Origin of the sequence: Sinorhizobium sp. BG8, assembly GCF_016864555.1 — a bacterium.
GTDB lineage: Bacteria > Pseudomonadota > Alphaproteobacteria > Rhizobiales > Rhizobiaceae > BG8.
In genome coordinates this window covers 3469450-3488409 of the sequence record NZ_CP044011.1, presented here as the reverse complement: position 1 = coordinate 3488409, position 18960 = coordinate 3469450, and the positions used below count along the sequence as shown (strand labels likewise).

Here is an 18960-nt window from a genome sequence, read left to right as displayed (position 1 = left end):
CGTGGCGACGATGATCGGGACTGTGACCTTCCTTGCAGCACTTGGCGCGGGTCTCAACGCGGGGCTCTTCTTCATCTTCTCCGTCTGCATCATGGCCGCTTTCGCGCGGCTTGCGCCCGCTGACGGGATCGCGGCGATGAACGCGATCAACGTGGTGATCCTCAATCCGTGGTTCCTTGCCGTCTTTATGGGGACAGCGCTGCTTTCCGTGGCGCTCATCGTCCTTGCGGCCATGCATGGCGGATCCGCGCTCTGGTTCGCAGCCGCCGCCGGCATCTTCTACCTTGCCGGCACCATCGGCGTGACGATGGTCTTCAACGTGCCGCTGAACGATGCGCTGGCGGCGGCAGACCCACTGTCGCGGGGAAGCGTCGCGCTCTGGGAACGCTACCTGACCGCGTGGACCGGCTGGAACCATGTCCGCACGCTCTCGGCCCTTGCGGCACTCGCTCTCTTCGTTTTCTCCTATGCGCGCCAGGGGGCGACAGGCTGAAGGGACTGGCGCCTGCAAGGGGCGGCTGGTAGGTCCAGTCAACAACATCAGGGAACCGGCCATGAAGGATATCACCAGCCTATCCGCCTTGCAGCTTTCGGCGGCCATCCACGCCCGCAGCGTCTCCTGCCGCGCGACGATGGAGGCCTATCTCTCGCGGATCGACACCGTCAATCCCGCAATCAATGCGCTGGTCAGCCTCAGGGAGCCGAAGGCGCTCCTCACCGAGGCGGATCAGGCGGACCGGGAACTCGCCGCGGGCCGGTCCCGCGGGTGGATGCATGGTTTTCCCTTCGCCATCAAGGACCTCTCCGAGGCGAAGGGCCTTCCCTGTACCTTCGGTTCGATGAACTATGCCGACTTCGTGCCCGACTTCGACGACATCCATGTCGAGCGCATCCGGGCGGCGGGCGCGATCTTCATCGGCAAGTCCAACGCGCCGGAGATGGGGCTCGGCTCCCACACCTACAATTCCGTCTTCGGCGCCACGCGCAACCCGTACGATCTCTCGAGGAGCGCCGGCGGATCGAGCGGCGGGGCGGCTGCGGCGATCGCCGCCGGCCTCGTTCCGCTCGCCGACGGCAGCGACATGATGGGATCGCTGCGCAATCCCGCGGCCTTCAACAACGTCATCGGCTTCCGGCCCACCTTCGGGCGTGTGCCGGCGCTCGGCAACGAGCTCTATCTCGGGCAGTTTTCCGTGACGGGACCGATGGGGCGGCGGGTGGAGGACGTCGCGGCCCTCCTTCAGACACAGGCGGGATACGATTTTCGCGATCCGCTGTCGCTCGACGACGAGGATCTGACGCTCGGCCCGCTTTCCGATTTCGCCGGCGCGCGGATCGGCTGGCTCGGGGACTACCACGGCTACCTCCCTTTCGAACCGGGCGTGCTTGAACTCTGCGAGAGCGCGCTCGGCGTCCTCGCAGGAATGGGACTGGTGATTGAAGAAGTGCCCCGGGATTCGACATGGACCGGCTCTGGCAGGCCTGGAGGGTACTCCGGCATTTCCTCGTCGCCAACGGCCAGGGGCTGATTACGCGGACCCCTCGAAGCGCGACAGGATGAAGCCGGAAATGATCTGGGAGATCGAGAACGGACAGGCGCTCTCGGCGGCTGAAGTTCATGCCGCCTCTCTGGTGCGCAGCGACTGGTATCGATATGTGACGGCGCTGTTCGACCGCTACGATTTCCTCGTCCTGCCCGCTGCCCAGGTGTTCCCCTTCGACGTCTCGCTCCACTGGCCGACGGAGGTCGCGGGGCGGGCGATGGACACCTATCACCGCTGGATGGAGGTGGTGATCGGCCCGACCATGGCAGGGCTTCCCGCGGCCGCCATGCCGGCGGGGTTCGGGAGCGGCGGACTGCCTACCGGCATCCAGATCATCGGCCGTCCGAGGGACGACCTGACGGTACTGAGAATGGCGGCGGCCTACGAGGCGCATACCGATTTCCTCGACCGGAGCCCCCAACTTCCCTGATCTCCCTTGTTGCCTCCGGCAGGGTGCCGGAGCGTGACCGATCGAACGGTCCTGAAATTTCCGGCGTGCCGCGGGACCAAGCGGCACGTCGCCGGTGATGGGGTGGCCTCGGAGGGGCGGGACACTTTTCTCCGGCGGGGGCGCCTGATGTCCCCGGCCGAAAATCTGCTCGAACGCCCGCATCCACGCGACGCCCCTCGGCCCGTGTCATGACTGCCATGTCTCCAACCCTTTCGCCGCAGGGATCGGACGGGGCGCTGGAAGCCGCCTCGCAGAACAAAAAAATCAAATGGCACCTTTCAGCACCCCGTTCGGCGGTTTCTGCCCATGACGGCGGTCCATCTGCGATGACCGGAGCCGGGCGACCCTTGCCGTCGGCTTATCCGGAAGCCCGGCGGACGAAATCCGACGAGACCGACCGGTCCGGTACATCCTGTGTGCCTCGTTCGGCACGCCCGGCGCTCATGTGGGGGCGGGGGAGCAAGGCCGGTCCGACGCCATCGCCCCTGTCCGCACCCCGTGTCGCCGGAGGAGACCCATTGTCACGAACCCCGGACCTTGCAGGCTTGCGTCCTCCTGCCAGATCCGGCGCCGGTCCCGCCTCGCCGCGACGCCTCGCGGTGTATCCGCGGCGGGACCACAGAATGATGGCACGACCGCCAGAGGCGGGGAAAATCGCGGCGTCATTCTGCACCTTCCGCCGCCAGCGGGGCGTGTCATACCTGGCTCACTTCCGCGTTTTGGCTGAGGGTGCCGGAGCAAGGCCGGCAAGATATGTCCAAGTGTGTGTCCGGGCGCGGCGCGCTCAACCGGCAATTCCGGTCGTCCCGTACAGGCCGATCCCGTGGCTGGGAGTCGATTCTTCCTGATTTTCCGGGATTTGCGGATGCGCTTTGTCGGAACCGATTGACCTGAGCCGTCCTTGGGTCGGGGCCAGTGCGAGGAGGAAGCGATGAGAGAGTTGATCCTGACGATGCACATGTCGCTCGACGGCTTTGTCAGCGGTCCCGAGGGCGAGGTCGAATGGATATTCGATGGCGACCAGGAGGCTTTTGCCTGGAAGCTTCAGACCGTGCGGAACGCGAGCCTCCACATCATGGGCAGCCGCACCTTCCAGGATATGGCCGCCTTCTGGCCAACCTCCACCGGCGTGTTCGCGCCCCCGATGAACCAGATTCCCAAAGCGGTCTTCTCAAGTCAGGGGCCGGCGGTGCTGAAGGTGGCGGGAGCGGCCACGGGGATCGAAGACGCCAACGTCAGTGGGGCAAGCGGCCAATCGGGACGGCTGCAGCCCGGGGCGGAAAGCTGGGGGGATGCCTATGTGGCCAGCGGTGATCTGGCCGACGAAATCGCCAGGCTGAAGATCCGGGACGGCAAGCCGATCATCGCCCACGGCGGCGCCGCCTTTGCGCGCAGTCTCATCGCCGAGGAACTGGTCGATCAATTTGCCCTGCTGGTGCACCCGGTTGTCCTAGGCAGGGGCTTGCCGATCTTCTCCGACGTCGTCTTGCCAAGACGCCTCGAACTGGTGAGCTCAAAAGCCTTTCCGGGGGATCGGTGGCGCAGATCTATCGGCCCGCGTGATCGCACCTCAGTATGCCTGCGTTGGGCAGGCACGGACCCGGATTTCGTGCTCCGGGACCTCCAGTTCCTGAGCCGCTGGTAGACGATGTTTCGGGCGGTCGAGACGGTTTTTCCGGCTGGCCGACGATCAACGGCGCCATGTGCTTCCGTTGATCATCGTTCAATGCCTAGCGGTCCACCGCGCCCGAGACTGCCTCATTAAAGTGGTCACGGACCACGATCCCCGTCAGGGAAGATCGCCTGGCGTTTACGGTCCACAGGGCTCCACAGGGGCAGTACAGATGTAGTCCGGTGGCTGCGAGGCGGACGGCAATCCATTAGCAGAAAGACACTCAACGGCGAGTTGCTCGGAGGGAGGGAAGCGAGTAGAATCCCGCGCTTCAATTCGACCGGAGGGAGTAGGCAATGAGCAGACTGTTGATCATGTCAGCGGGCGCCATCCTGGCACTAACGTCCGTGACGTTCGCTGCGCCGGAAATGCAACCACTCAAGATCTCCAAGGAATGCAGCCAGTACACCGGCGAAACGCCGAGCTTCTGCACGATTACGGAATCGAGCCTCGCGGCAATCCCGGCGGGCACCAAGATCCTCTACTACGGGCCGGTGACCGGCAGTCCCTATTTCGGCAGCAGCTCGGCGATCATTGCCGTTGGAAACGGCGACTCGGCGGTCGGGTACTGCGTCACCTACGACACGGCCAGCCCGCCGTTCGGAACCTGTGCGTTCCATGCCGGCAGCGGGAAGCTTGCCGGGTTCCAGGCGATCGTCAAGGTCACGGTCGACGACAAGCAGATCTGGCACTGGGACGGCGGCTATTTGCTTGGCTCCGCCAAGTGAGAGCAAGAGAGAGTGTGCTCTCGTCTGGCTGCCTGACGTGAATTCGTGCCCTGACTCATAGCCGGTCGGTGACGGTGGCGGCGGGGAAGACGTTTGCAAGGACGTCTGTCGCTGATCGATCGCACCGGGTGGCTATGGGCGGAGGTCCTCGCGCTGTCCGAATATGCCCTCGACGGCGTTGCTATCGCGGTCGAGGGAGGGCGTGACGCGGACCAGCGGATCGAAGAGCGTCGTTCTTGGCTCTTGGACGTGAGGGCGGCGCCGTATTTCTGGTATGGACGATGCCGCTCTCCGCCCGGCGGTCATCGGGCCTTGGCTTGCCGCGCGTGTCGGATGCAGCAGCACCCGCAGTCGCAAAAACTGTTTCTCAGCGAGGCTGAACCACTTCCAATAGAGCTGCGATCTGCCCTGGAGACCGGGGATCACGGAACTTGCGACATCGGCCCTTTATGGGAGGGACCTCTAGTAGACCAACTGCCCTTCCACACAGGTCACGCACTTGCCGCCGACGGTGACGCCGCCGCGATCGTCGACAGCGATGAAGATGCGACCGTCACGGCCCACTTGCTGGCCTTGCGATGCGACATAGCTGAAACCTTCGGCCGACGGCATCCGGTGACTTGACCGGAAGACCGCGACGCTCCCGTTGCCGCTGCCGCACACAGGGTCCTCCTCGACGCCACAGGACGGCGCGAACGAGCGGACCTCGATCTCGGCCTCTCCACCCCGGTGCTTGCCGAACACCGTCAGGCCCGTCGCCCCCAGCTTCTTCTCGAAGACGGCCGATCGGGCGAAGTCGGGCTTCAGCCCAAGAACCGTTTCGGCGTTCTCAAGCTCGGCAACGACCCATGCAGGCCCGACATTGATGAGGGCAGGGGCATCGTCCTTCAGCACGGGTTGACCGAGGATCGCCTCGAGTTCTGCGACCTCGTCGCCAGACAGCGTTCTGCTTCTTGCCGGCGGCAGGGACAAGGTCAGCGTCCGGTCGGCGCCCTGGCCTTCGACGGCGATCTTCACAAGTCCGGCGCCGCATTCCTGCACGAGGAGGCCGTCGCGCGGCGTGAAGCGTCCGGCCTCGATGATCGCATGGGCACTGCCAAGGGTGGGATGTCCTGCAAACGGAAGCTCGGACCGGGGCGTAAAGATGCGTAGCCTGTAGTCGGCCCCGGGTGCCGTCGCCGGGAGGAGAAACGTCGTCTCGGACAGGTTGGTCCAGCGGGCAATCGCCTGCATCTCGGCATCGGACAATCCTTCGGCATCGAGCACGACGGCGACAGGATTGCCCAAGAACGGCCTGTTGGAAAAGGCGTCGACGACTTTATAGGTTCGCATGATCGTGCCCGGGACGAGGTGGAACTGGATCGGCGGTACATCAGAGGTTTCCGCCTTGCAAATTCATTTTGCTGATCGATCCCATCACTTGCCTCTCGCGCAACCGATGACCGGTCTCGGGAGAGAGCGGCCGGCGCCGTGGACAGGTGACATTTGCGCCGGCAATCGGCCGAAGGCGAACCGTCAGAGCGGCAATCGTGCCGCGCGGTCGGCTATTTTCGCGTAAGCCGCATGGAGGGGATCGGGGGCGTCCACGAAGAGCGAGGCGCCGAGGCGCAGGAGAGCCTTCAGGTGGGCGCGGCCGCCGTCGCAGTGAAGGGTCGGGGCGAAGGGCGCCATGTTCCTGTGCGGTTCCCGCGGATAGAGGCGCTCATATTCGGGGAAGTTGGGGAAGCTCTCGTAGTTCCTGTCCCAGACAAGAAAGGTCTCGGCCGGCGCACCCTCGGCGAGGACCACCTCGTGGGCGTGGAGCACGATATGGAGGTACTCGATGGTCTCGCGACCGGAGGGAAGACAGTGCACGATCGACGTCCCGTTGACGAGGTCCTTCACCCGGACGAGGGCCCCGTCAAGGAAGAGGGCGTGCCCGGGAGAGAGATAGAGGTCGGCGTGCGGCGTGCCATTCCCGAGGGCGCCCCGGGAAATGCGGACCGGCACCACGTCCGGCGGGAAGGACGGGCCGCTCTTCCTGTAGGTTTCACGGGCGATCCATCGGACCGAGGCGGCGGTGCCACGGATGGTTTCGACGAGATCGCCGACGCGGAGATCCTCGATCGCAACCTCACCCGCGGGCGTCATGATGCGGGTGCCGCGCAGGAAGCACTTGACGGGACGGTTCGGCGGGACGGGAAGAGTTACCTTCGGCGCCGCCCGGGATGCCCGGGACGGAAGCATGGCCATGGCGGCGGCGGTGATTGCGGCCGCCCTGGCGCCGGCGGCGGCGGCCAGGCCGAGAAAGTGACGTCGTGCGCGATTGCGCGGCGAGTGCGGATCCGGCGACGGCGTCATTCCTGGTCTCCCTTGCCCCTGCGTCTTCAGGCCCCTTGCGGCATATCTCCGCGTGGGAACAATCTACACGCTTTCGCACTGCAGCATGCGCTTCGAGACGGTGCATTTCGAGTGCTGAAATGGACGTAGCCACCGCATAAGGGGTGGGGGAGGCCTGTGCTTATTGCGGGCTTAGCCTACCCCCAAGTGGGGCAGCCCGCATCTACAGGCCAGCCGATCAGCTGGACCGCGGATCGGCCCAGTCGTGCCATTGCTGTTCGGTTCCGTGGAACACGTTGAGGTCGATCTTGCCGTCGACACCGTGTGAGAGGCCGGAGCCGGAATACTGCCAGAAGATCCATTTGCGTCCGGGGTAGACCTTGGACGGGTGGGCGGCGACGGAGCGCAGCCAGAACGGGTAGTCGAGGAACTCGCCGCTCAGGTTGTCACGGTAGAAATCGGGGGCGGTGTAGATGACCGGACGCTGGCCGTAGTGGCGCTCCAGCTTGTCCATGAAGACCTGCATCTTTTCCAGCACCTTGGCGCGCGAGAGGCGACGCTTGCAGCTCGATTCAGCGTTGTACTCCACGTCGATGACGGGGGGCAGGGCGTTCGGGTCCTTCGGCACGTTGCGGATGAACCAGTCGGCCTGCTCGCCCGCGGTGCGGCACCAGTAGAAGAAGTGATAGGCACCGCGCTTCAGTCCGGCCTCGTTGGCCCGGCGCCAGTTGGTCCTGAACATCGGATCGAGATGATCGCCGCCGTCCGTCGCCTTGATATAGGCGAAGTTCGCGCCCTGCGTCCTGAGCTTCGCCCAGTCGATCTCGGCCTGCCAGCGCGAGACGTCGACGCCGTGGACCGCAAGCTTGCGCGGCGAACGGGAGCCGAAATTGATCGGGTGGGCGTCACGGAAGCGATGGCCGTAAATCTGGCCCCGTCCGACTGCCCGTGTCCGCGGCTTCGCTGCGGGCTCGTCGGGCGTCGCCATGACGACCGGTCTCTCGGCCGGCACCGCCATTCCGCCTGCTCCGGCCTCGAAGGCCTGCGGCTGTGGCACGGCGCCTGCCCAGGCCAGCACCTCTTCTTCCCCTGTGGTCTGCAGGGGAGCCTCTCCGACCGTCTCGGCAGGCACCGGAGCGGCCATGCCCGCAACGGAATTGGTCGTCTCCCGCGACGGCAGCCCTGCTACGAGGCTTTCCGGACCGGAACTGGACGCGCAGCCCGAGACCGCAAGGCAGGCGAGAAGAATTGCTGGGAGAGCCGATAAACGCATGAGAACCCTGACGCAAAACAACTTTCGGGGGGCGCGGAACCGCACGCTTCAGACCCCACGCACGGATTGCTAACGGGAAATTACCAAGAAAGGTTGAATGCAATGTTTACAACCGCCACCCTCGTTGCAGGTGAAGCGGATTTCCGGCGGGGCGGCGGACGGGGCATCGTTTGCACCATCGGGCTGCCGTCTCGCGCAAGGCGATTGCCGGGCACACTGCGCGACACGGAGAAGATGTGCTAGAAAGGCAGTGACCTTCGGAGGGGCATCATGTCCGGTCTATTGCTGAGGGAACTTTCCGCCGCCGGATGCCGGTGTCCCGTCATGACACCCGGTCATCCGGACTACGACCGTTATCGGAAGGTGTGGAACGGGATCGCCGATCGGCGGCCGGCGGCGATCGTCCGGCCGGACAACGTCGACGATGTGCTGAGGGCCGTGTCCGCGGCCGCTGCTTCCAACGCCCTGCTCGCGGTTCGCGGGGGCGGCCACAGTCTCCCGGGGCTATCGACCTGCGACGACGGGCTCGTCCTCGACCTCTCGCAGCTCAACGCCATCCGCTTGGATCTGGACGCGCGGTCGGCGGAGGTCGGCGGCGGAGCGCTGCTCGGCGACCTCGACATTGCGACGGTTCCGAAGGGCTTCGTGACGCCGGCGGGGGTCATTTCGCACACGGGGGTCGCGGGCCTGACGCTTGGCGGGGGCATGGGCTGGGCGAGCCGGAAATACGGGCTGACCATCGACAGCCTGACCGGTGCCGAGATCGTCACAGCGGGAGGCGAGGTGGTCCGGGTGGACGCCGTCTCCGACCAGGAACTCTTCTGGGGCCTTCGCGGCGGAGGTGGAAATTTCGGGGTCGTTACCCGGTTCACCTTCAGGCTGCATCCGCTCGGTCCCGTGTTCGTCGGCCAGTGGCGCTATCCTCTTGCCGATGCCAGGCAGGTGCTTCTGGCGCTCAGGGAGCGTAATCGCGGCCAGCCGCGCGACCTGACGACAACCTTCACCCTTTCGGGGGCGGGCGTCGACGTCGCCGCGGTGTGGTTCGGCGGGGAAGGCGAGGCCGAGACGTGGCTCTCGCCCTTCGGCGGGCTTGCGACGACCGGCGTGGGCGGCGTCCAGAGCATGTCCTATCTTCGGCTGCAGAGCCGCAATGACGCCCACTATCGCTGGTCGCGGCGGTACTATGCAAAGGGAGGCTTCTGGTCCGATATCGGCGACGAGGCGGTCGATCGATTGATAGAGGCGGTCGCCAGCGCACCGACCCCGGACTGCGAGGTCTATGCGCTGCAACTCGGGGGAGCGGTCAGCGACGTGGATGAGGCGGCAACAGCCTATTCGGGGCGGAGCGCCGGCTACTACTGGCTGGCGGAGCCTGTGTGGGACGAGGCCGCCGATGACGAACGGTGCATCGGCTGGGGGCGGAGCGTTGCCGACGATCTCGCCGACCGTTCAATCAAGGCAAATTATGTCAACGAACAGGGCGATGCGGGATCGGGCGTGGCGCTCGGGGCCTACGGCGTGGCAAAGTACCAGCGTCTCGCACGCCTCAAGGCGCGGCTCGACCCCTCCAATCTGTTTCGCCTGAACCAGAACATCGAGCCTGCGGTCTAGAACGTGTTGCGACACCAAGCGATAGGCCCATCGACGCCCTAGCGCGTTGTTTTCGCGCATGCCTTTGCCCCTGCGCTGGCCGGATAGATGCCCTAGCTGACCGCCGCGCGGGAGACGCGCCCGGCACGCGAATTCCCCGCAACAAGCGCGCGGCTTTGCCAGCGAGCGAAGGCTGGAGACGCGGGCCGATTTCCCGATTCCGATCGAAATACGCAAAGACGCGTGGCCGCGTAAAGGATTTGCTTACCATACTTTGTCACCATTTCGGTCATTGTTTTGACCAGTCCGCATGGCAACGGAGCGCATCCACCGGCGCTCGTGCGCCATCGAACCGCGCCATGGCAATGTGTCTGCGTAACGAGTTTCTGGGTAACGAGTATCATGGCGCTTGCCGTCGAAACGTGCAGTGAATTCAACCTGCAACCGAAATCCTTCGTCAAAATCGCAAAGCCGCGCAGGCTTCTCTGCGGCGCGATCATCGCCTGTATCGGGCTCGCTGCGGCGTCGTGGATGACCGCGGCGGTCGCGACCGTGGAGACCATGGCGTCTTCCTCCGCGAGCCAGAAGGGCCCCCGACTGGAGGCCTCGCCCCGGCTGGAGGCCTCACTCGGCCTCAAGCCGATCTTCCGTTCGGTTCCGCAGGAACGCAACATCCGGGTCAAGAAGTTCTCGCGGCTCTCGAAGACGCCGCCTGACCAGCTTTGGCCGGCCGGACTGACGTCCGAGGCGATACGCGCCTCGCACCAGAAGATGACGTTGCTCGCTTCGGCAAAGGCGCTCGAGGAAAAGGCGCGCAAGACGAGGGCATTTGCACTCGCCGATGTGACCTACGAGGCGGGCACCGGCCTTGCAGCCACGGCGCGCACCGAGGTCAAGCCGGTTCTCGTGACCGCGCTCGTCGAGACCGACGCCGCGCGCGACGATATCCTGCCAAAGCCCTTCAGCCTCGTGATGGCGGATCCCGCTCACCCTGTTCTCGACGATCTTCCCGATACGATCCCGCTGCCGGAGGCGCGTCCGCGCCTCGCGGTAAAGGCCGTGGTCGAGAAAGAGGACGACCGCGAGACCAAGCCCAAGGCGCGCGAGCTCGCCTATGCAAGCCCCGAACAGGCGGATACCGACGACGAGGTGCGCGAGAGCAAGCCGAGCCTGTTGGGCAAACGTCGCGGCGGCCGCACCGCCTATTACGACATCTCGGCAGGCGTCGTGCATCTTCCGAGCGGAGAACGGCTCGAAGCCCATTCCGGCATCGGTCCGATGCGCGACAATCCGAAATACGTTCACATGAAGATGAAGGGTTCCACGCCGCCGGGAACGTTCCGCCTTTCGATGCGTGAATCGCTCTTCCACGGAGTGCAGGCCTTGCGCATGACGCCCGTCGACGGCGTGCACCCGCATGGGCGGACGGGTCTTTTGACCCACTCGTACCTGCTCGGACGGGACGGCAACTCCCACGGATGTGTCGCCTTCAAGAACTATCCGCGCTTCCTGGCAGCCTACAAGCGCGGCGAGATCGACACGCTGGTGGTCGTGCCGCGCATGTCGGCCGGCAAGGCGACGTTTGCTTCGCTCTTCGGATCGAAGGGATAGTTCGAGGGGCAGGGACTCCGGCCTGTTCGCAGACGCCGCGGCCCCACTCCACACAGCCAGTTGCCCAGTCCTCGGCACATTATCTCGTGTAGCGGGCGCTTTCGTCGGGCATTGCTATGCCGCACACCAAGGCCGGGTCCAGCGTCAGTCCGCAGGCCTCCACCATCCGCCGCGATGGAATGTTCGTGTCCGAGACGAGCTCATAGACGTGCGTCGCGTCCAGATCGTGGAAGACGCTGAGGATCATGCGGGCATTGATGTAGTTGCCGAGGCCCTGGCCTCTCAAGGGTTCGGCGACCGCGACCATTCCACCCCATGCATGCCCATGGTAGGGGCTGAAACTGTTGTGGGCCAGATAGCCATGTGCGGTGGCGACGGGATCGCCCGCAGGCGTGCCCACTACCCCTGTCGTGGCCGGTCCCAGGGCTCCCACGAGCATCGATCCGGAAAACGGCACGACGCCGGACGCCGCCATGAGCGTCTGGATGCGTACCGTGTATTCGTCGTCCGGCGCCGTGGGGCTCGCGAGGTCGACAAGCCCGGCCGGCAAACCGCGGTCGACAATCTCCTTCGACGCCACGATTGCGCTTGCCCGGTCTGCGACGAATACGTTCCAGCTGTCGAAGCGGAAATGCCTCTCTGCGAGGCGCGCCTTCAGGTCCGCCACCTTGTCGTTTGGCAGCATGCGGAATCCGAAGATCCCGTCCCGGTCGAGAAAGCGATCGATGACTGGCCATCCGAGCCTGTCGGGATCGTCGCAACCCATCGTCCGTCCGGTCTGGCAGGCGCCAGGTGTCGTCCAGACGAATTCGACGCTAGCTTCCGCCTGCGCTTGCAGGCGCTGCTGCATGTCCGTGCCGAAGTAGCCTGACATCGAAAACCTTTCCGCGAAAAGGAGCAGCCCAGATTGTAGCAAGCAGGCGGCGATCGCCCAACACGCATCCACACACGGACCGTGCCGCCAAAGGGTGGGCGTAAAAGGGATTCACTTGCGGCGCTTAGAGCTGTTCCTTCATGCATATTCTCATCCCGAAAGCGGCGGGCCGCTTCCGGGAGAGGTGCGGCAACAAACGGATATCGAGGGGGCGATATACCCGATTTATTCCGCCGTTTGCTTCGACTTCTGGGCCTGAAGCAGCTTCGCCTTGTCTGCCTCGGAAAGCTGCGGCCGGTCGATGGTCAGGGTTATCCGGTCGAACGTACCGTTGAAGGCGAAGGGGACCTGGTAGTCGGCGTCGTCGACGGGCGTGCCCGTGTCTGAACCGATGTCGAGATTCTCGTCCCACTGCATGATGAACGGCAGAGAGTGCTCCATTTTCTGTTCGGCAACGACCGTTCCGTCGACCTTCAGGGTTCCTGTTCCGCCGCGCCCGATGCCGCTCGTATCGCCGAAGGCGAGGGTGCCCATGCCGAGCCCGTCATATCGGAAATCGAACTCCAGGGTGTGTTTTCCGGGCGTGAGGGCCTCGTTTCCTTCCCAGCGCACACGCTTCAGGTCGACCAGGTTCCAGGTGAAAACCGGCTTTCCCTTGAGGATGTAGAAGCCATAGCCGGCAAAGCGGCCGCCCTGCGTGATGAGAACGCCATCGCCGCCGCCTTCCGGCACGTCGATTTCGGCCGTGAAGGTATAGGAGGTGTTGAGCACGCTCGGGGCGTCGCCGTTCGGCGTACCGATCATTGGCCTTGTCCAGACGAACTCGTCCCGACCGGCCGTCGTGCTCGGGCGCGGGGTGATCAGGCGGGTGATCAGCGTGGCATCGAGCGGCTCGACCTGGTACTTCTCGGCCTCGACCCAGAAGAGCTTCTTGAGTTCCTCGAGCTTCTCAGGGTTCTGTGCCGCGATGTCTTCCGACTGGGTCCAGTCCTTCGTCAGGTCGTAGAGTTCCCAGGGATAGTCGAGGACGCCAACCGCAGGCGGGCTCTGAACCCATGGCGGGCGCATGACCTTGGTGCTTGCGAGCCATCCGTCGTGGTAGAGAGCCCTATCCCCGAACATCTCGAAATACTGGGTGGTATGCGTCGACGGGGCCTCGGCGTTGGCGGCGTCGAAAGTGTAGGCCATGCTCACGCCTTCGATGGGGCTCTGCTTGATGCCGTCAACAGTCTCGGGGGCCTGGACCCCCGTCGCCTCGATGAGCGTCGGGACGATGTCTATGACGTGGTGGAACTGCTTGCGAATGCCGCCCTTGTCCTTGATCCGGCCCGGCCAGGATATCGCCATGCCCTGACGCACTCCGCCGAGGTGGGACACGATCTGCTTGGTCCAGGAGAACGGCGTGTCGAAAGCCCAGGCCCAGCCGACGGCCATGTGGTTGTAGGTCCTGTCGGAACCCCAGACGTCGTAGAAGTTCTTCAACTGGAGCTCCACGGGAACGTTCACGCCGTTGAACATCGCCACCTCGTTCGGGGTGCCGACAAGCGTGCCTTCGGAGCTCGTGCCGTTGTCGCCGTTGATGTAGATGATCAGCGTATTGTCCAGCCTGCCCATGTCTTCGACGGCCTGGACGACCCTGCCGATCTCGTGATCGGTATAGGCGACGTAGGCGGCGAACACGTCCGCCTGACGGATGAACATCTTCTTCTCGTCCGCCGATAGCTGATCCCATTCCTTCAGGAGATCGGTAGGCCAGGCAGTCAGCCTGGCGTCTTCGGGGATCACGCCGAGTTTCTTCTGATTGGCGAAGATCGTGTCACGCAACTTGTTCCACCCATCGTCGAAAAGGTGCATGTCGCTGATCTTCTTGATCCATTCGGGAGTCGGGTGATGCGGCGCATGGGTGCCGCCCGGAGCGTAGTAGACGAAGAAGGGCTGGTCCGGCGTCAGCGTGTTGACCTTGTTCATGTATTCGATGGCTTCGTCGGCCATGGCTGTGGTGAGGTTGTATGTTGGGTTGTCGAGGAACGGGTAGATGTAGGTGGTGTTGCGCGCGAGGTTCGCGGGCTGCCACTGGTTCGTGTCCCCTCCCATGAAGCCGTAGAAATACTCGAACCCCAGTCCGACCGGCCATTGGTCGAACGGGCCGATCTCTGTCGCCTGGAAGGAGGGCGTGTTGTGGTTCTTGCCGAACCACGACGTGCGGTAGCCGTTTTCCTTCAGGATCTTTCCGATCGTCGCCTTGTCCCTGGTGATGATGCTGTCATAGCCGGGGTAGCCGGTCGCCTGCTCGGCGATCACGCCGAAACCGACCGAGTGGTGGTTCCGGCCGGTGATCAGCGCGGCGCGCGTGGGCGAGCAAAGCGCCGTCGAGTGGAAATTGGTGTAGCGCAGACCATCGGCGGCAATTCGGTCAAGGGTCGGGGTCGGGATCACGCCCCCGAACGTGCTCGGCACGCCGAAACCGGAATCGTCGGTGATGATGAGCAGTATGTTCGGTGCTCCCTTGCGCGGCACGATGCGGGGCGGCCAATAGGGCATGGAGCCTTCGGCGCTGCGTTCGATCTTGCCGCCGAACTCCGAAGGCGGCGCCGGAATCTGTCTGCCGTCGATGGTTGTCGTGGCGCTCGCCGATCCCGCCTCGCCAGTTCGCTGGATGTCTTGTGCAAGCCCGGAATGGGTATTGGCAAGGAGCGCGAAGGTAAATGTCGCGATGAGATGTCCTATGCGAGCCATGGTCATGCCCTCCTGGGCGCGCAAGCTGGTCAGGCGTCATCTTATACATCATCCGCCCGGCAGTTTTCCGTCTGCCGGCGTGTAGAATACAGTACTATCTGTCGCATGTCGGAGTTCGGTCCTTTTGCAATTGGCCGTTATTGTCTTTTGTTTGCGGGGAATTATGAAATATTTCTCACCGTCTTTGTCTTGTTCCAGGCAAGCTTGAAAACGGCCTTACGCGGCCGCTCTGTCGCCAGCGCCGCGGTGAAGCCGCTCAGGGAATGGAGGCCACGCGGGATGCCTTGACCCTCAGGGAGGTCGGGCCGTTCGGAGGGTTTTCCGGCGGGAAGCACTGTATCTTCACGCCGACGATGCCGTCCCAGCCGTCTATGATGATCTTGCGTGCCCGTTCCTGCTCCTCGATGGTCGGGAAAAGCGGATCGGCAAAGGCGTTGTCGTCGAACTGGGGCAGTTCCTGGCGCAGATTGACCGGAATCTTGCCGTTGCGCGCGAGATCCGCCAGGCGAATGGGAGTGCACCGGTTGGCGAGCATGACGAGCTGGATCTCATCCGAGTAGAGATGCTCCATCCAGAGACGGGCCGCCTTCGGGTGCGGCGCAAAGGCGCTGATCGCCTGGACATAGACGCCCGCAACAATGCCGGTCTTCGGCCTGACCACCTCTATCCTCGTCTTGCCGCGGTAGCGGTCGCGGTCCGCCAACGCGAGATAGTCCCAGCGGATGAGCATCGGCGTGCGTCCGTCGACGAGCGACGCGTCGTCTCCGACAAAGGGAACGATGTTGCCCTTCCTGTGGAGGTCGGCAAAGAATTCCAGCCCGCGGGCCGCCGCATCGCCGACGCGTCCTCCCGAAACCGAAAGTCCGGCTGCGAACACGCCCTGGATCGCGCCGTTCGATGCGAGATCACCGGCAAGGCCGATGGAGCCGCGATAGTCGGGTGAGGCGAGGTCTGCCCAGTCCTTCGGGATCTTCCGGACGACGTCCGCGTTGATCTCGAAGGCGAGGACGCCGTAGTAGTCGCCGTACCAATACCCATCGGGGTCCTTGGCGGAGGCGGGGATCGTGTTCCAGGTGGAGACCTTGTAGGGCTGCAGCAGCCCGGCTTCCATTGCCGACTTGCCATAGGACAGTCCGACGTCGATCACATCCGGCGTCGAGGTGCCGGGATCGTGCCGGGTGGCCACGATCGCGTCGATTTCGTCGGCCGACGGGGCCTCGGGGCGCAGTTCGTTGACGGTCAGGCCGTACTTTTCCTTGAAACCGTCGATGATGCGGCCGTAGCCGCACCAGTCACGGGGAGCGCGATCACGGTGAGCTGTCCCTCCTTGCGGGCGGCAGCGACGAGGTCGTCCATCGGGTCAGCCGAGGCGGTGCCCACGAATGCCAGCATCGCCATCGCAAGCGCGTGCATGGGAAGGCTTCTCGGCGTCGGACCCTGGTTCATCGTCACTCCCTCCGCATTCAAGGACAGTCGTGAGCGCCCGAGCGGGCACTCTTCCAAGGGGTTGCCGCAAGGCTGGCCGGGCGATCGGCCGCCGGTCATGCGGCCGTTTCATCCCGACTTGTCCGCCACCGCCGGGGTACTTTCGATCGGGTAATGAGCGTCCTCCCAGGCCGGGAAGCCGCCGGCAAAGTGATAGACATTGCGGTAGCCCCAGACCAAGGCCTTGGCAGCCGAATAGGCGGAATCGCCGCAATACTTGCCGTGGCAGGAGAAGATGATCGGGTCGTCCTTGCGCGCGACCTTCGCGAGAGCCTCCTTGGACAGCTCCGTTATGACGGAAATGCTGATGGCGCCGGCGGCATGGGCCCGGTCGTAGCTCAGGGGGCTGCGGACATCGATCATCGTGGCGCCCTGGTCGAGCAGCCGCTTGGCCATGGGGGCATCGACCCTCGTCGTGCCCCTGACGTTGTATTCGCCATTGGTCTTGCTGATCAGCCGCGCGTAGGAGTCATAGGGGATATCGGTCCCCGCTCCCTCCTGGACCCCGGCCATGCGCAGGCCCTCCTGAACCCGGTCGCGGTAGGCCCTGTCATAGTCGAAGACGTCGCCGTACCACCACCAGCCCATCTCCTGCACCGTCAGCGGGGCATATCCCGCGGGGACGCTGAGGGCATCGAACTTGCCGATGTTCTCCTGGACTTCCCCTGTGCGGTCGAGATGGCCGAGGCAGGAGACGATGGTGGCGTAGTCTTCCGGAACATCCGACTGCCTGCTCACGACAACCTCGAGGTCCTCCAGGGCCTCCTGGTATTTTTCCTGGTGGAACAGGGATAGCGCGAGAACCCTGAGATAGCTCGGCGGAAACTGCGGATCGAGCCGCATCGCGACGTGCGCTTCCTGCTCGGCCTCCGTGGCGCGGCCCTTTGCGTTCAGGATGCGTGCCTTGCTGACATGAATGTCCGGATCATTCGGCGCAAGGGCGATCGCCTTGCTGATATCGGCGAAGGCTTCGTCGTAGTGTCCCCGTTTCGCAAGGATTTCCGCCGAAACCGCATAGGCGAGGGGAGTCGGATTACGAAGCGCAAGGGCAAGGTTCTGGTTCGCCCGCTCCATCATTCTCTCAAAGCTGAGATTGGCGGATTCCCAGTTGGAGGAGGCGATCCGCCAGTTCGCTGCCGCAAGGGCCGCATAGGCCCGGCCATAGTCGGGGTCGATCGCGATCGCCTTTTCCAGAAGCGGGATTGCGAGCAAGGTTTCCTTCTCGCTGTCGCGATGCAGGTGCTCCAACCCCTTCAGTACGAGATCATAGGCCTCGGGGTTGTCGGTCTCGATCTTGGCGGCCTGCGCCTTCTCCGCGGCGGTAAGCTCGACGGTCAGGGCCGAGACGATCTGGGCGATCACCTTGTCCTGAAGCGCGAAGATGTTGTCCATGGAGCCGTCGTAGCGATCGGCCCAGAGATGGTGGTCGCCGCGCGCGTCGATGAGCTGGGCGTTGATGCGGACCTGATCGCCCTGGCGCCGGACGCTGCCCTCCAGCACATATTGCACACCCAGTTGCTTCGCTACTTGCGCAACGTTCGCGCGCTTTTCCTTGTAGGCGAAGGTGGAGTTGCGCGAGGTGACGAAGATGCCCGAGAGCTTCGATAGATCCGTGATCAGGTCCTCGGTCATGCCGTCGGCGAAATAGGCCTGCTCGGGATCTGAGCTGAGGTTGTCGAAGGGCATCACGGCGATCGAGGGCTTGTCGGGCAGGGCCAGCACCTGCTGTCCTGCCGCCGCACCATCCTCGAACGTTTCCCACGGACGGTAGAAGAGGGCAGTGCCAGCCACGAGGACCGCCAGGCCTGCGGCCGCGAGCCCCCACCGGCGTCGGGCCGGCGCGCGGGCGGTCGATTTTCGGGCTCCGCCCTCGAACTGGACGCGATAGGTGCGTACCGGCCGTGTGATGTTTTTCACATGTTGCTCGCCGATGAACTCCAGAGGCAGGCCGAGCTTGCCCTGCAACTGATCATAGGCGGTCCCGGAGACGTAGAGGCCGCCCGGCTCACACAGCTGCTCCAGACGCGAGGCGATGTTGATGCCGTCGCCCAGGAGGTCGTCGCCATCGACAACGACGTCACCGAGATTGATGCCCATGCGGAAGTGGATGCGGCGGTCGGGCGGTACATCGGCCTGGCGGGCAATGACTTCCTTCTGGACCGCAACGGCGCAGGCGACCGCATCGACCACCGACCCGAACTCGACGATCGCGCCGTCCCCCATCAGCTTGACGATGCGTCCGTGATATTCGTCGAGAAGCGGATCGACGACGTCGCAACGCAACGCCCGTATCGCGGCTAGCGTCCCGGCCTCGTCTGCTTCAATCAGTCGTGAATAGCCCACGATATCGGCTGCGAGAACGGCAACGAGCCGCCGTTCCGCATGATCGTTCGCCATGGTACCCCTCCCGGGCAGCGCGGTAACCGCGTGCTTCTGGGCCCTTTGGTCGACGGGAATCCTCTATCTTTTAGCTGTCGCTTATCCTACTCCCGTTTGCCCGTTGCAGCGAGAGAAAATCTGGATCGAGCGTACGGCGAGGGCGCCTGATGGCCAAGAAAATGCCCTCGCCGGGAAGCGGGCGACGCGGGAAGGATTTATAAACGGACATCGCGCAAATTATGCTGCAACAACCTTGCGTTGCTCCCGCGTTCGGGGCATCCTCCGGCCGTTTTGAGAG

At 64.2% G+C, this 18960-nt stretch carries 13 protein-coding genes and 1 pseudogene; 7 read left to right on the top strand and 7 right to left on the bottom strand.

The genetic code is table 11. The annotated features are described in order from the left end of the window. Position 1: 1 nt before the first annotated feature. From F3Y30_RS16425 to F3Y30_RS16410, 5 genes are all read left to right on the top strand, one after another. Positions 2-493: an anthrone oxygenase family protein gene (locus F3Y30_RS16425; RefSeq protein ID WP_203423781.1), complete on the top strand. Its 492-nt coding sequence runs from the start codon at positions 2-4 to the stop codon at positions 491-493. A gap of 61 nt (positions 494-554) precedes the next feature. Beyond that, positions 555-1529, top strand: coding sequence for an amidase family protein (locus tag F3Y30_RS16420; RefSeq protein WP_348649848.1), 975 nt, complete (start codon positions 555-557; stop codon positions 1527-1529). A gap of 40 nt (positions 1530-1569) precedes the next feature. Continuing rightward, a complete protein-coding gene (locus tag F3Y30_RS26735) occupies positions 1570-1974 on the top strand; it encodes an amidase family protein (RefSeq protein WP_348649847.1) in 405 nt (134 codons plus the stop codon). A gap of 952 nt (positions 1975-2926) precedes the next feature. Continuing rightward, positions 2927-3640: a dihydrofolate reductase family protein gene (locus tag F3Y30_RS16415; protein ID WP_246752765.1), complete on the top strand. Its 714-nt coding sequence runs from the start codon at positions 2927-2929 to the stop codon at positions 3638-3640. A 323-nt stretch (positions 3641-3963) separates the two neighbouring features. After that, on the top strand, positions 3964-4395 hold the full coding sequence (locus tag F3Y30_RS16410; RefSeq protein WP_203423780.1) for a hypothetical protein: 432 nt from the start codon (positions 3964-3966) through the stop codon (positions 4393-4395). A 462-nt stretch (positions 4396-4857) separates the two neighbouring features. On the opposite strand, the gene F3Y30_RS16405 is transcribed toward F3Y30_RS16410, so the two are convergent. From F3Y30_RS16405 to F3Y30_RS16395, 3 genes are all read right to left on the bottom strand, one after another. Further along, positions 4858-5727, bottom strand: a complete 870-nt coding sequence (locus tag F3Y30_RS16405) for a PhzF family phenazine biosynthesis protein (RefSeq protein WP_203423779.1) — start codon at positions 5725-5727, stop codon at positions 4858-4860. A gap of 183 nt (positions 5728-5910) precedes the next feature. After that, entirely contained in the window at positions 5911-6735 is an 825-nt protein-coding gene (locus F3Y30_RS16400; protein WP_203423778.1) for a Hint domain-containing protein, read from the bottom strand. 217 nt (positions 6736-6952) lie between these two features. Continuing rightward, a complete protein-coding gene (locus F3Y30_RS16395; protein ID WP_203423777.1) occupies positions 6953-7987 on the bottom strand; it encodes a GH25 family lysozyme in 1035 nt (344 codons plus the stop codon). A gap of 270 nt (positions 7988-8257) precedes the next feature. Between F3Y30_RS16395 and F3Y30_RS16390 the strand changes: the two genes are divergently transcribed. Then, positions 8258-9598, top strand: a complete 1341-nt coding sequence (locus F3Y30_RS16390) for an FAD-binding oxidoreductase (protein ID WP_203423776.1) — start codon at positions 8258-8260, stop codon at positions 9596-9598. A 381-nt stretch (positions 9599-9979) separates the two neighbouring features. Next, positions 9980-11188 (top strand): DUF2778 domain-containing protein, encoded by a 1209-nt coding sequence (locus F3Y30_RS16385; protein WP_203423775.1) that lies wholly within the window; start codon positions 9980-9982, stop codon positions 11186-11188. A 79-nt stretch (positions 11189-11267) separates the two neighbouring features. Here F3Y30_RS16385 and F3Y30_RS16380 read toward each other — a convergent pair whose 3' ends face one another. The 4 genes and pseudogenes from F3Y30_RS16380 to F3Y30_RS16365 all read right to left on the bottom strand — a co-directional run bounded on the left by F3Y30_RS16380 (position 11268) and on the right by F3Y30_RS16365 (position 18680). Beyond that, positions 11268-12062, bottom strand: coding sequence for a GNAT family N-acetyltransferase (locus tag F3Y30_RS16380; RefSeq protein WP_203423774.1), 795 nt, complete (start codon positions 12060-12062; stop codon positions 11268-11270). A 225-nt stretch (positions 12063-12287) separates the two neighbouring features. Further along, positions 12288-14804 (bottom strand): arylsulfatase, encoded by a 2517-nt coding sequence (locus tag F3Y30_RS16375; protein ID WP_203423773.1) that lies wholly within the window; start codon positions 14802-14804, stop codon positions 12288-12290. Between the two features lie 250 nt (positions 14805-15054). Next, positions 15055-16211: pseudogene (locus F3Y30_RS16370) on the bottom strand (extracellular solute-binding protein). A 141-nt stretch (positions 16212-16352) separates the two neighbouring features. Beyond that, the gene (locus F3Y30_RS16365; protein WP_203423772.1) at positions 16353-18680 is read right to left on the bottom strand and encodes a rhodanese-like domain-containing protein; all 2328 of its coding nucleotides are present in this window, start codon (positions 18678-18680) and stop codon (positions 16353-16355) included. Between the last annotated feature and the right edge of the window lie 280 nt (positions 18681-18960).